Here is a 12,541-nt window from a genome sequence, read left to right on the forward strand (position 1 = left end):
ATCTTTCCAGGCCTTGCAACAGGCTTGCCAGTCGCACATGATCACTTTGGCCGTTGACTGCATGGGGGGTGATCACGGCCCCCGCGTCACGCTTGCGGCGTGCCGCCAGTTCCTCGATTCCCACCCCGATGCCCGGCTGCTGCTGGTCGGCCAGCCCGATGCGCTGGCTGGCTTTGCGCATGAGCGCGCCAGTGTGGTGCCGGCCTCGGAAGTGGTCGGCATGGATGATCCGATCGAGATGGCGCTGCGCAGGAAGAAGGATTCCTCCATGCGCATCGCCATCCAGCAAGTCAAGGATGGCGCGGCTGCCGCTGCTGTGTCGGCTGGAAACACGGGTGCGCTGATGGCCATCTCGCGCTACCTGCTCAAGACACTCGATGGCATTGATCGCCCTGCCATCGCGCCCCAGTTGCCCAATGCCAAGGGCGAGGCCACCACGGTGCTGGACCTGGGTGCCAATGTGGACTGCTCGGCCGAGCATCTGCTGCAGTTCGCCGTCATGGGCTCGGCCCTGGTGTCTGCCCTGAACAACGAAGAGGCGCCCTCGGTGGGTCTGCTCAACATTGGCGAGGAGCAGATCAAGGGCAGCGAGGTCATCAAGCGCGCTGGCGAACTGCTGCGCGCGGCCGGCAAGGCCGGTCATCTGAATTTCTACGGCAACGTCGAAGGCAACGACATCTTCAAGGGCACGACCCAGGTCGTGGTCTGTGATGGCTTTGTGGGCAACGTGGCTCTCAAGTCTTCCGAGGGGGTGGCGTCCATGATCTCCAATGCCCTCAAGCAGGAGTTCAAGCGCAACATCTTCACCAAAATGGCGGCCATCGTTGCCTATCCGGTGCTAACTGCTTTGATGAGGCGCGTGGATCATCGCCGCTACAACGGCGCGGCGCTGCTGGGCCTTCGCGGGCTGGTCTTCAAAAGCCATGGATCGGCCGATGCCTTGGCTTTCGAGCACGCGCTGAAGCGCGCGTATGATGCGGCCCGCAACAACCTGCTCGACCGTGTCCGTACCCGTATCTCCGCAGCCCTGCCTCTGTTGCTGGCTGCGCAGTCGGAATCGGGACCGTCGGCGCCCTAATACAGATGAGACGCTACGCACGCATCACCGGCACGGGCAGTTACCTGCCACCCCGCCGACTCACCAATCACGATCTGGCAGCCGAACTGGCCCAGCGCGGCATCGAGACCTCGGACGAGTGGATCGTCGAGCGCACCGGCATCCATGCCCGACACTTTGCCGCGCCAGAAGTGGCCAGCAGCGATCTGGCCTTGGAGGCATCGAAGAAGGCGCTGGAAGCCGCCGGCTGCCAGCCGCAGGATATCGATCTGATCATCGTCGCCACATCGACGCCGGACATGGTCTTCCCGTCCACGGCATGCATCCTGCAAAACAAGCTCGGCGCCAATGGCTGTGCGGCCTTTGATGTGCAAGCCGTATGCAGCGGCTTTGTCTACGCCCTCACCGTGGCCGACGCCATGATCCAGTCCGGCGCTGCGAGCCGCGCGCTGGTGGTGGGCTCCGAAGTATTCAGCCGCATCCTGGACTTCAACGACCGGACGACCTGCGTGCTGTTCGGTGACGGTGCCGGAGCCGTGGTGCTGGAGGCGTCCGAGCAGCCAGGCATTCTGGCTTCCGACCTGCATGCCGACGGCAAGCATGTCGGCATCCTGTGCGTGCCAGGCAATGTCTCCGGTGGCCAGATCCTCGGTGATCCGCTGCTGAAGATGGATGGGCAGGCCGTGTTCAAGCTGGCGGTCGGCGTGCTGGAGAAGGCTGCTCGCGCCACGCTGGACAAGGCAGGGCTCACCGATGCCGACATCGACTGGCTGATCCCCCACCAGGCCAATATCCGCATCATGCAAAGCACGGCGCGCAAGCTCAAGCTGTCCATGGACAAGGTGGTGGTGACGGTGGACCAGCATGGCAACACGTCGGCTGCCTCGATCCCCCTGGCGCTGGACCACGGCGTGCGCAGTGGCCAGGTCAAGCCCGGTCAGACCGTGCTGCTGGAAGGTGTTGGCGGCGGCTTCACCTGGGGCGCGGTACTTCTCAAGATGTGATGCGGGATGCCTGCCTGAGGGCAGGCGCCCATGGCGCGGCCTTTTTTTTTGAAAATCATGAAGAAGTTTGCATTCGTTTTTCCTGGTCAGGGTTCGCAATCGGTAGGCATGCTCGACGGATGGGGTGACCATCCCGTCGTGGCCCAGACCTTGGTCGAAGCCTCCGATGCCCTCGGCGAAAACATCGGCCAGCTGATCCAGCAGGGGCCGAAGGAAGCTCTGGCGCTCACCACCAATACCCAGCCTGTGATGCTGGTGGCCGGTGTGGCTGCCTGGCGCGTCTGGCAGGCCGAAGGCGGCGCGCTGCCCGACGTTGTGGCGGGCCACTCGCTGGGTGAGTACTCGGCCCTGGTCGCGTCAGGTGTGCTGACCCTGGCCCAGGCTGCGCCGCTGGTGCGGCTGCGCGCGGCTGCCATGCAGGAGGCCGTTCCCGTGGGAACCGGTGCCATGGCTGCCATCCTGGGGCTGGATGCCGACAAGGTGCGCGCAGGCTGCGCAGAAGTCACGGCGGCATTGGGTGGTGCGGAAGTCGTCGAGGCCGTGAATTTCAACGACCCCTCGCAGACCGTGATTGCCGGCAGCAAGGCGGCTGTCGAGAAGGCCTGCGAGGCCCTCAAGGCCGCAGGCGCCAAGCGCGCGCTGCCGCTGCCGGTGTCGGCGCCTTTCCATTCCAGCCTGATGAAGCCTGCGGCCGAAAAGCTCAAGGCGGCGCTGGCTGCCACCGTGCTGGCTGCACCGCGCATCCCAGTGCTCAACAACATCGATGTGACTGTGCAGCAGGATGCCGACGCCATTCGCGATGCGCTGTATCGCCAGGCCTTCGGCCCGGTGCGCTGGGTGGAATGCGTTCAGGCCATGAAGGCCCGCGGCGTCGTCCACCTCGTCGAGTGCGGTCCCGGCAAGGTGCTGATGGGCCTGACCAAGCGGATTGACGCGGACCTGACGGCCGCTGCCCTCTATGACCCGGCCACGCTGGCTGACGTGAAAGAATCCCTCGCATGACTGACAACCAGAACAAGCCCCAGGTTGCCCTGGTGACGGGTGCCTCGCGCGGCATCGGTGCCGCCATTGCCCAGGAGCTGGCAGCACGCGGCTACCGCGTGATCGGCACGGCCACCACCGATGGTGGTGCCGAGAAGATCAGCCAGGCCCTGTCGGCCCATGAAGGCTGCCGTGGCGTGAACCTCAATGTCACGGACGTGACCGCCGTCGATGCCCTGATCGACAGCATCGTCAAGAATGACGGTGGCCTGCATGTGCTGGTCAACAATGCCGGCATCACACGCGACACCCTGGCCATGCGCATGAAGGACGATGACTGGGATGCGGTGATCGACACCAATCTCAAGGCGGTTTTCCGAGTCAGCCGTACGGCCATTCGGCCCATGATGAAGCAGCGCTTCGGACGCATCATCAACATCACCAGCGTCGTTGGTGCCTCCGGAAACCCCGGTCAAGCCAACTATGCAGCTGCCAAGGCCGGCGTTGCCGGCATGACGCGTGCGCTGGCCCGTGAACTGGGCAGCCGCGGCATCACGGTCAATTGCGTGGCTCCGGGCTTCATCGCCACCGACATGACGGCGGAGCTGCCTGAAGAGCAGAAAAATGCCCTGAAATCGCAGATCGCCATGGGTGATCTGGGCCAGCCCAGCGACATCGCCCATGCCGTGGCCTATCTCGCATCGGCGGGCGCAGGCTACGTCACCGGCCAGGAATTGCACGTCAACGGCGGCATGTACATGTAAGCGCTGCGGCGGCTGCGGGCAGATCCCTGCCAGAAGCCGCCGTTGCTTGCAACCGAAGAGGCCGTTTCCTCGCGACGGCCGGCTGAAGAGGGCGTAAGGTCCGAAACGGCTAGAATCGCGGGTTCATTCACAACCCCCAGAGGGAAACCATGAGCGATATCGAAGCACGTGTCAAAAAAATCATTGCCGAACAACTCGGCGTTGAAGAGTCTCAAGTCACCAACGAAAAGGCCTTCGTGGCTGATCTGGGTGCTGACTCCCTGGACACGGTGGAGCTGGTGATGGCCCTGGAAGATGAATTCGGCATCGAGATCCCCGACGAAGACGCGGAAAAGATCACGACGGTGCAAAACGCCATCGACTACGCCAACACCCACCAGAAGGCCTGACAGGGCCCTGACCCGAGCGATCAGCAGAAGGTTTTACGCATGAGCCGTCGTCGCGTTGTCGTGACCGGCCTGGGTTGCATCTCCCCCGTGGGTAACACGGCGGGCGACGCCTGGGCCAATCTTTTGGCCGGCCAGTCCGGCATTGACCTCATCACCAAGTTCGATGCCTCGAACTTTGCCTGCAAGATTGCGGGCGAGGTCAAGGGATTCGATGTGGAGTCGTACATGAGCGCCAAGGATGCGCGCTCCATGGACACCTTCATCCATTACGGCATCGCTGCTGCGGCGCAAGCCGTGCAGGACTCAGGTCTGCCCACGGGCGAGGCCTTGTCGGATGATCTGGCTACGCGCATCGGCTGTGTGATCGGTTCGGGCATCGGCGGCTTGCCGCTGATCGAGAACACCCACGCAGAACTGGCTGCGCGCGGACCGCGCCGCATCACGCCGTTCTTCGTGCCTGCCTCCATCATCAACATGGTGGCTGGCCATGTGTCCATGCGGTTTGGCTTCAAGGGGCCGAATCTCGCCGTGGTGACTGCCTGCACGACCGGGCTGCACTGCATAGGCGAAGCAGGGCGCATGATCGAATACGGCGATGCCGATGTGGTGGTGGCTGGTGGCACGGAAGCCACGGTCTCCCCGCTGGGCGTCGGCGGCTTTGCCGCCATGCGCGCACTGTCCACGCGCAATGATGATCCCAAGGCCGCCTCGCGTCCCTGGGACAAGGACCGCGACGGCTTTGTGCTGGGCGAAGGTGCAGGCGTGCTGGTGCTGGAAGAGTACGAGCATGCCAAGGCCCGCGGTGCCAAGATCTATGCTGAACTGTGCGGCTACGGCATGAGTGCCGATGCCGGCCACATGACGGCGCCCAACATGGACGGCCCGCGCCGCGCCATGCTGTCAGCTCTGCGCAACGCCGGCATCAACGCCGACCAGATCGACTATCTGAATGCGCACGGCACATCCACGCCGCTGGGCGACCTCAACGAGACCAATGCCATCAAGGCGGCTCTGGGCGATCACGCCAAGAAAATCGTTGTCAGCTCGACCAAGTCCATGACCGGTCACCTGCTGGGTGGCGCTGGCGGCATCGAGAGCGTCTTCACCGTGCTGGCATTGCACGAGCAGAAGATTCCCCCGACCATCAATCTGGACAACCAGGATCCCGAGTGCGATCTCGACTACTGCGCCAACACGGCACGGGATGCGAAGATCGAAGTGGCAGTGAAAAACAACTTCGGGTTCGGCGGCACCAACGGAACGCTGGTGTTCAAGCGAATCTGAGGCCTGCACGCCTCACCATGAAAAGCCCGCCCCGCAAGGGAGCGGGCTTTTTTATTTCTCCCATGGGTCAGGGCGCGTCCGGCAGGGGTGGAACGCATGTCAGACATGCTGCGGTTTTGCGACACTGCAGGCATGACGTCACGCCATGCCCCGCCCGCAGTCCGCCATCCGCTGAATCCACCGCGTGGGTCGGTCGCATGCCTGTGCGCGCTTTGGCTGCTGGCGGCCATGCTTTTGCTGGCGTGGGCGCTTGATCTTCAGTCCGGATGGGGGCCTGCCGTCGTGGCTGTCACGGGTTCTCTGGTTGCAGCTTCAGGCATGTGGCATGGATGGCGCGCCCTGGGCAGAGGCTTTGTTGCATGGGATGGCGCGCAGTGGTGGCTTGGTGAGGCAGCCGCTGCCCACGATGCGCAGCCGGTGCTGCTGCAGGTGCGCGCTGACGGTGGTCAATGGCTATGGGCGCAGGCCAGACCCGTTACGACGGGGTCTTTGCGCTGGCGAAGCTCCCGCTGGCTGCTGCTGTCTTACAGGCAGAGTCCTGAAACCTGGGGTGATTTGCGGCGTGCTGTATATTTCCCGCCCAGACCTACAGAACGCGCGCAGTGACTGCGCCAGGGCCGCCACGGCCCGTCTTCACCGATTTCATGACGCCTCCCGAATTCCCGCCTTCTTCTGCCGACAGCGACCTGGCTCTGGTCGAGCGCACCAACGCAGGAGACATGCGGGCCTTCGAGCTGCTGGTCATCAAGTACCAGCGCCGCATCGAGCGCCTCATTGGCCGCATGGTGCGCGACGTGGACCTGGTGCCTGACATTGCGCAGGAAACCTTCATCCGGGCCTATCGGGCGCTGCACCAGTTCCGGGGTGATGCCCAGTTCTACACCTGGCTGTATCGCATCGCCGTGAATACCGCCAAGAAGGCGCTGCTGGACATGAAGCGCTCGCCGCTGATCACCGAAAGCGCGTTACACAACGGGGATGACGATGATGAAACTTCCCGGCTCAGCCAGGAACTAACCACCGAAGAAACACCCGAAACGATCCTGGCGGCCCAGGAAATTGCCCAGGCAGTCAACGCCGCCATGGAGGCCTTGCCCGAAGATCTCCGTCAAGCCGTCACGTTGCGGGAAATCGAAGGCCTGAGCTACGAGGAAATCTCGAACGCCATGGGTTGTCCCATAGGCACCGTGCGTTCACGCATCTTCCGTGCACGCGAAGCGATTTCAGCGAGAGTCAAGCCTTTGCTGGAGCGCCAGTCTGGCAAGCGGTGGTAGCAACGGGTGATGGCCATCGGGTGGCGCATTTTTTGGGTACAGGGTCTCAGAGCAGACAGGCAGGTGATTGATCATGAATGACGATCTGACGAAGCGCGAACAATTGTCGGCATTGGCTGATGGCGAACTCTCTGCCGCGGAGCTGCAGGCCGCGCTGGCCTATGCGCAAAGCGATGCAGGCCAGCAGGAATGGCGCATGTACCACCTGGTGGGCGATGTGCTGCGCTCCCCTGAGCTGGCGCACCACAGCCGGCACGATCTGCTTTCCGGAATCCGCTCCCAGTTGGCCAACGAGCCGCGCCGCCCCCTGGTTCCCGTCGCCGCAGACGAGCTGGAGCAGGTCGCGCGCCCGGCGCACGGCAGGGCCGTCGTCAATGGCGCGCCGCTGCACGATGCAGCCAATGCGTCGGTATTCCGCTGGAAGATGGCTGCGGGTTTTGCTTCCGTGGCGGCCGTGGCTGCCATTGGCTGGAGCGTGATGCTCGGCGCGCCTGCAGGCCCCGGCGCGGCGCCGGGCCGGGCATTGGCCGCCCTTGAAACGGGGGCGCCTGCAGCGGCTGCTGTCGCTGGAAATGCCCAGGACTTCCCTCTCGGAGATACGGCCCAATCCTCTTCGGTGGTGGCTGTGGCAGGCCCTTACGGCCAAAGCGTCATGCTGCGTGATCCGCGCCTGGATGCGCTGCTGGCCTCCCATCCGCAATACAGTGGTCCGGCCACGTTGCAGATGCCGGCCAGCTTCCTGCGCAATGCCAACTTCGCCTCGGCACCGCGCGCGAACCAGCGCTGAATCCCGCAGGAGAGCATGGCTCTCCTGCCTTCTTTTGCACCCGCGTCCAGCCGTTCGGCATTGAAATGGACGCGGGTGCAGTCATTTGTGGCCCATGCACGGCGGTTCGCGCCGCATGCATGCTGCCGATTCGGGAACTAACAGCGTCTTTCAGGCTTCTGAGCCATCGTCTGGCCGGTGCATGCCGGGACTGCGCCAGAATGTGGCGTTCGTCCGAGATGCAAGTCGGCACCGCGTATCTGAACAGGCCGCCCGTGCGCAATGGGAACGGGGGCAACACAATGATTGAGAAGGAAAGGATCACCATGACCACAGTTCGATGGAAGACGCTGCAGTCCTGCACACTGGCAGGCGTTCTGGCGCTGGCTGCTGGCAGCGCCTCAATGCTGGTGCCGGTGAGTGCCGCTCATGCGCAAAGCGGTGCCGTGGTGCGGGGTCTGCCGGACTTCACCGACCTGGTCGAGCAGGTAGGGCCTTCCGTGGTCAACATCCGCACGTTGGAGAAGGCGTCGGCCAACTCTGCCGAGGCGCTGGGCATGGATGAGGACATGCTCGAGTTCTTCCGCCGCTTCGGCCTGCCCGTGCCCAATGTGCCGCGCCAACGCCCCCAGCCGCGTTCACAGCCTGACGAGGAACAGCCGCGTGGCGTGGGGTCGGGCTTCATCCTGACGGCGGACGGCTTTGTGATGACCAATGCCCACGTGGTCGAAGGCGCTGACGAGGTCATCGTCACGCTGACCGACAAGCGTGAGTTCAAGGCCAAGATCGTGGGCAGCGACAAGCGCACCGACGTGGCCGTGGTCAAGATCGATGCCACCGGACTGCCCGCCGTGAAGATCGGCGACGTGAACCGTCTCAAGGTCGGTGAGTGGGTGATGGCCATCGGATCGCCCTTCGGCCTCGACAACTCGGTCACCGCAGGCATCGTCAGCGCCAAGCAGCGCGACACGGGAGACTATCTGCCCTTCATCCAGACCGATGTGGCCATCAATCCCGGCAACTCGGGCGGCCCGTTGCTGAACATGCGCGGCGAGGTCGTGGGCATCAACAGCCAGATCTATTCGCGTTCCGGCGGTTTCATGGGGATCAGCTTCGCGATTCCGATCGACGAGGCCGTGCGCGTCAGCGACCAGCTGCGCGCCACCGGCAAGGTCACGCGAGGGCGCATCGGCGTGCAAATCGGGCAGGTCACCAAGGACATTGCCGAATCCATCGGCCTGGGCAAGGCTCAGGGTGCGCTGGTCTCTGCCGTGGAACCCGATTCCCCAGCCGCCAAGGCCGGCGTCGAGGCGGGTGACGTGATCATCAAGTTCGATGGGAAGGCCATTGAGAAGGTCGCCGACCTGCCGCGTCTGGTGGGCAATACCAAGCCCGGAACGCGCAGCACCATCACGGTATTCCGCCGCGGAGCCGCCAAGGATCTGACCATGGTGATCGCCGAAGTCGAGCCCGATGGCGCTCCCCAGGCAAAGGCTGCAGGCAAGGGCAGCACCCTGGTCTCCCAGTCGCTGGGCCTGACGCTGGCCGAACTCACGGATGCCCAGAAAAGGGAATTGGGCATCAAGGGCGGTGTCCGCGTGACGGCCGCTGTCGAGGCGGCAGCACGCGCAGGCCTGCGCGAAGGTGATGTGATCCTGCAACTGGCCAATGTCGAGATCACGGGGCTCAAGAGCTTCGAGGCCACGCTGGCCAAGGTGGACAAGAGCAAGCCGGTGAACCTTCTGGTGCGCCGCGGCGAATGGGCTCAGTACGTGCTCATCCGTCCTGCCCGCTGAGGGGCTGGGGCAGGTCGGTTTTTCGGGGTCCTGGGGAATACCCTCGGAATCCGGACCAAGGCCTGCCCATGCCCCTTGGGGCATTGGGTAAAATGCCCCACCAAAGCGTGACGGCTCAAGGCGTCAGAAACCTGTTTTCAAAGAGGATTGTTGCGGTGCAAAAGCACCGCACTATCCGGTGATCGACGGGCTAGAAATGGCTTGTCGGGTCTGTTGATAAACTGTTGATAAATAATTGTGACAGATCAAGCCCGGAGCTTTGCAGGCCTTGTCAGGGCTTGGTTTCCAGCCCTTTTTGCCTACAATAAAGTCCCAACTATCGCAGTTGCCAGAGATTGTTGGTTCGGGGCGCGTCGTTCATGGACGCGCCCTTTTTTCTTGCGCGCCGACCCTGTCGTTTTCCACTTTCACTAGCAGTCCTTCTCGTTGATGAACCACATCAGAAATTTTTCCATCATTGCGCACATCGACCATGGCAAGTCGACGCTGGCCGACCGCCTGATCCAGCGTTGCGGAGGCCTGGCTGACCGTGACATGGAAGCCCAGGTGCTGGACTCGATGGATATCGAGAAAGAGCGCGGCATCACCATCAAGGCGCAGACGGCTGCCCTGCAGTACAAGGCCAAGGATGGTCAGGTCTACAACCTCAACCTCATCGACACGCCCGGCCACGTGGACTTCTCGTACGAAGTCTCGCGTTCCCTGTCGGCCTGCGAGGGAGCGCTGCTGGTGGTGGACGCCTCTCAGGGCGTAGAGGCACAGACCGTGGCCAACTGCTATACCGCGCTGGATCTCGGCGTGGAAGTAACGGCCGTTCTCAACAAGATGGATCTGCCGCAGGCTGACCCCGACAACGCCAAGGCAGAGATCGAGGACGTCATCGGCATCGATGCCAGCGATGCCATTCCCTGCTCGGCCAAGACCGGCATGGGCATCGACGAGATCCTGGAGGCCGTGGTTGCCAAGGTGCCGCCGCCCAAGGGCAATCCCAATGGCCAACTGCGCGCCATGATCATCGACAGCTGGTTCGACACTTACGTGGGCGTCGTGATGCTGGTGCGCGTGGTCGATGGTGAACTCAAGCGTGGCGAGCGCTTCAAGATGATGGCTTCGGGCGCTGCCTACGAAGCCAACAACCTGGGCGTGTTCACTCCGGCCGACGTGCCGCGCGACGCGCTGCGCGCCGGCGAGGTGGGTTACATCATCGCCGGCATCAAGGAACTCAAGGCAGCCAAGGTGGGCGACACCATCACGCTGGAAAAGAAGCTTCCCAACAATCTGGGCCCTGCCACCGAGGCCCTGCCCGGCTTCAAGGAAATCAAGCCCCAGGTGTTCGCGGGTCTGTACCCCACCGAAGCCAGCGAATATGACCAGCTGCGCGATGCGCTGGAAAAGCTGCAGCTCAACGATTCGTCCCTGCAGTTCGAGCCTGAAGTCTCTCAGGCGCTGGGCTTCGGCTTTCGCTGCGGCTTCCTGGGCCTGCTGCACATGGAAATCGTGCAGGAGCGCCTGGAGCGCGAATTCGACCAGGACCTGATCACCACCGCGCCCAGCGTGGTCTACGAAGTGGTCAAGGGCGATGGCGAGGTCATCCAGGTCGAGAACCCGTCCAAGATGCCCGATGCCGGCCGTATCGAGGAGGTGCGCGAGCCCATCGTGACCGTGCACCTGTACATGCCGCAGGACTATGTGGGTCCGGTGATGACGCTGGCCAACCAGAAGCGTGGCGTGCAGATCAACATGCAGTACCACGGCCGCCAGGTGATGCTGACCTATGAGATGCCGCTGGGCGAGATCGTGCTGGACTTCTTCGACAAGCTCAAGTCGGTCTCGCGCGGCTATGCCTCCATGGACTACGAGTTCAAGGAGTACCGCGCCTCCGACGTGGTCAAGGTGGACATCCTGCTCAACGGCGAGAAGGTCGATGCGCTGTCCATCATCGTGCACCGCTCCCAGGCCACGTACCGCGGCCGGGCCGTGGTGGCGAAGATGCGCGAGATCATCAGCCGCCAGATGTTCGACGTGGCCATCCAGGCCGCCATCGGCGCCAACATCATTGCTCGGGAAACCGTCAAGGCCATGCGCAAGAACGTGCTGGCCAAGTGCTATGGCGGCGACATCACCCGCAAGCGCAAGCTGCTGGAGAAGCAAAAGGCCGGCAAGAAGCGCATGAAGCAGATCGGTTCGGTGGAAGTGCCTCAGGAGGCCTTCCTGGCCATCTTGCAAGTGGAGGATTGATGCAAGCCATGCAATGGATTACGGCCGTCGTGCTGGCGGCTTTCGTGGGCTATATCGGCGCCTGGTACACGGGCTTCATCGAGGGCAACTTCGCGTTGCTGCTGTTCCTGGCCACCGTGGTCACTGGCCTGTACTGGGTGGCCGAACGGCTGTATTTCCTGCCCCGCCGCCGCCGCGCCGCCGTGGCCATCGAGGAGGCTGCCGTGGCGCGCCGCGCAGAACTCGACCGCATGGGCATCGCCAAGACCGACATCGAGGTGTCGGAAGAGGCCAAGGGCCGCATCCTCATGCAGCCCTGGTGGCTTGACTGGACCGCGGGCCTGTTCCCCGTGATCGCCATCGTCTTTGTCCTGCGCTCGTTCCTGTTCGAGCCGTTCAAGATTCCCTCGGGCTCCATGATTCCCACGCTGCTCGTGGGCGACCTGATCCTGGTGAACAAGTTCACCTACGGCGTGCGCCTGCCGGTGATCAACACCAAGATCACCCAGGGCCAGCCGCTGCAGCGCGGCGATGTGGTGGTGTTCCGCTATCCTCCGCAACCCAGCCTGGACTACATCAAGCGCGTGGTGGGCCTGCCGGGTGACGAGATCTCCTATCTGAACAAGCGGCTGACGGTCAATGGCAAGGAAGTCCCGGTCAGCGAACTGCCGGACTTCTTCGACAAGGACGCGATGCGCTACTTCAAGCAGTACGAGGAGTCGCTGGGCGACAAGCCGCACCGCATGATCGTGAACCAGGACGTGCCCGCATTCATCCAGGGTGCCAGCGGCTTCGAGTTCCGCGAGAACTGCCGCTACAGCGTCGAAGGCATCACCTGCAAGGTGCCCGAGGGCCAGTACTTCATGATGGGAGACAACCGCGACAATTCGCTGGATTCCCGATACTGGGGCTTTGTGCCCGACAAGAACATCGTTGGCCGGGCCTTCTTCGTCTGGATGAACTTCGGGGATTTCAAGCGCATCGGCGGCTTCCATTGATCACATGCATG

Annotated in this window: 11 protein-coding genes; all 11 read left to right on the forward strand. The window is 63.2% G+C overall.

Features of this window, described 5'->3' with window-relative positions; all coding sequences use genetic code 11:
* Positions 1-37 precede the first annotated feature (37 nt).
* The 11 genes from plsX to lepB all read left to right on the forward strand — a co-directional run bounded on the left by plsX (position 38) and on the right by lepB (position 12,530).
* Positions 38-1,078, forward strand: a complete 1,041-nt coding sequence (gene plsX, locus DTS01S_RS05055; RefSeq protein ID WP_016451174.1) for a phosphate acyltransferase PlsX — start codon at positions 38-40, stop codon at positions 1,076-1,078.
* 5 nt (positions 1,079-1,083) lie between these two features.
* A complete protein-coding gene (locus DTS01S_RS05060) occupies positions 1,084-2,061 on the forward strand; it encodes a beta-ketoacyl-ACP synthase III (protein ID WP_016447796.1) in 978 nt (325 codons plus the stop codon).
* A gap of 57 nt (positions 2,062-2,118) precedes the next feature.
* A complete protein-coding gene (fabD, locus tag DTS01S_RS05065; protein WP_026062373.1) occupies positions 2,119-3,063 on the forward strand; it encodes an ACP S-malonyltransferase in 945 nt (314 codons plus the stop codon).
* On the forward strand, positions 3,060-3,806 hold the full coding sequence (fabG, locus tag DTS01S_RS05070; protein WP_016447794.1) for a 3-oxoacyl-ACP reductase FabG: 747 nt from the start codon (positions 3,060-3,062) through the stop codon (positions 3,804-3,806). The genes fabD and fabG overlap by 4 nt, the downstream gene beginning before the upstream one ends.
* Positions 3,807-3,955: 149 nt before the next feature.
* Positions 3,956-4,195, forward strand: a complete 240-nt coding sequence (gene acpP / locus DTS01S_RS05075) for an acyl carrier protein (RefSeq protein WP_003058049.1) — start codon at positions 3,956-3,958, stop codon at positions 4,193-4,195.
* A 39-nt stretch (positions 4,196-4,234) separates the two neighbouring features.
* A complete protein-coding gene (gene fabF, locus DTS01S_RS05080) occupies positions 4,235-5,479 on the forward strand; it encodes a beta-ketoacyl-ACP synthase II (RefSeq protein WP_061287417.1) in 1,245 nt (414 codons plus the stop codon).
* A gap of 644 nt (positions 5,480-6,123) precedes the next feature.
* On the forward strand, positions 6,124-6,753 hold the full coding sequence (gene rpoE, locus DTS01S_RS05085) for an RNA polymerase sigma factor RpoE (protein WP_016447792.1): 630 nt from the start codon (positions 6,124-6,126) through the stop codon (positions 6,751-6,753).
* A gap of 73 nt (positions 6,754-6,826) precedes the next feature.
* Positions 6,827-7,540: a sigma-E factor negative regulatory protein gene (locus tag DTS01S_RS05090; protein ID WP_016447791.1), complete on the forward strand. Its 714-nt coding sequence runs from the start codon at positions 6,827-6,829 to the stop codon at positions 7,538-7,540.
* A 305-nt stretch (positions 7,541-7,845) separates the two neighbouring features.
* Positions 7,846-9,315 (forward strand): DegQ family serine endoprotease, encoded by a 1,470-nt coding sequence (locus DTS01S_RS05095; protein ID WP_026062374.1) that lies wholly within the window; start codon positions 7,846-7,848, stop codon positions 9,313-9,315.
* 429 nt (positions 9,316-9,744) lie between these two features.
* The gene (gene lepA / locus DTS01S_RS05100; RefSeq protein ID WP_016447789.1) at positions 9,745-11,553 is read left to right on the forward strand and encodes a translation elongation factor 4; all 1,809 of its coding nucleotides are present in this window, start codon (positions 9,745-9,747) and stop codon (positions 11,551-11,553) included.
* On the forward strand, positions 11,553-12,530 hold the full coding sequence (gene lepB / locus DTS01S_RS05105; RefSeq protein ID WP_016451178.1) for a signal peptidase I: 978 nt from the start codon (positions 11,553-11,555) through the stop codon (positions 12,528-12,530). The genes lepA and lepB overlap by 1 nt, the downstream gene beginning before the upstream one ends.
* Positions 12,531-12,541 lie beyond the last annotated feature (11 nt).

Origin of the sequence: Delftia tsuruhatensis NBRC 16741 (genome assembly GCF_001571325.1) — a bacterium.
Lineage (GTDB): Bacteria > Pseudomonadota > Gammaproteobacteria > Burkholderiales > Burkholderiaceae_C > Comamonas > Comamonas tsuruhatensis.

Excerpts from the sequence above, each read along its gene's own strand:
- DTS01S_RS05090 (WP_016447791.1), top strand. The coding sequence starts at position 6,827 with ATGAATGACGATCTGACGAAGCGCGAACAATTGTCGGCATTGGCTGAT.
- DTS01S_RS05095 (WP_026062374.1), top strand. The coding sequence starts at position 7,846 with ATGACCACAGTTCGATGGAAGACGCTGCAGTCCTGCACACTGGCAGGC.
- lepB (WP_016451178.1), top strand. The coding sequence starts at position 11,553 with ATGCAAGCCATGCAATGGATTACGGCCGTCGTGCTGGCGGCTTTCGTG.
- plsX (WP_016451174.1), top strand. The coding sequence starts at position 38 with ATGATCACTTTGGCCGTTGACTGCATGGGGGGTGATCACGGCCCCCGC.
- fabD (WP_026062373.1), top strand. The coding sequence starts at position 2,119 with ATGAAGAAGTTTGCATTCGTTTTTCCTGGTCAGGGTTCGCAATCGGTA.
- fabG (WP_016447794.1), top strand. The coding sequence starts at position 3,060 with ATGACTGACAACCAGAACAAGCCCCAGGTTGCCCTGGTGACGGGTGCC.
- acpP (WP_003058049.1), top strand. The coding sequence starts at position 3,956 with ATGAGCGATATCGAAGCACGTGTCAAAAAAATCATTGCCGAACAACTC.
- fabF (WP_061287417.1), top strand. The coding sequence starts at position 4,235 with ATGAGCCGTCGTCGCGTTGTCGTGACCGGCCTGGGTTGCATCTCCCCC.
- rpoE (WP_016447792.1), top strand. The coding sequence starts at position 6,124 with ATGACGCCTCCCGAATTCCCGCCTTCTTCTGCCGACAGCGACCTGGCT.
- DTS01S_RS05060 (WP_016447796.1), top strand. The coding sequence starts at position 1,084 with ATGAGACGCTACGCACGCATCACCGGCACGGGCAGTTACCTGCCACCC.
- lepA (WP_016447789.1), top strand. The coding sequence starts at position 9,745 with ATGAACCACATCAGAAATTTTTCCATCATTGCGCACATCGACCATGGC.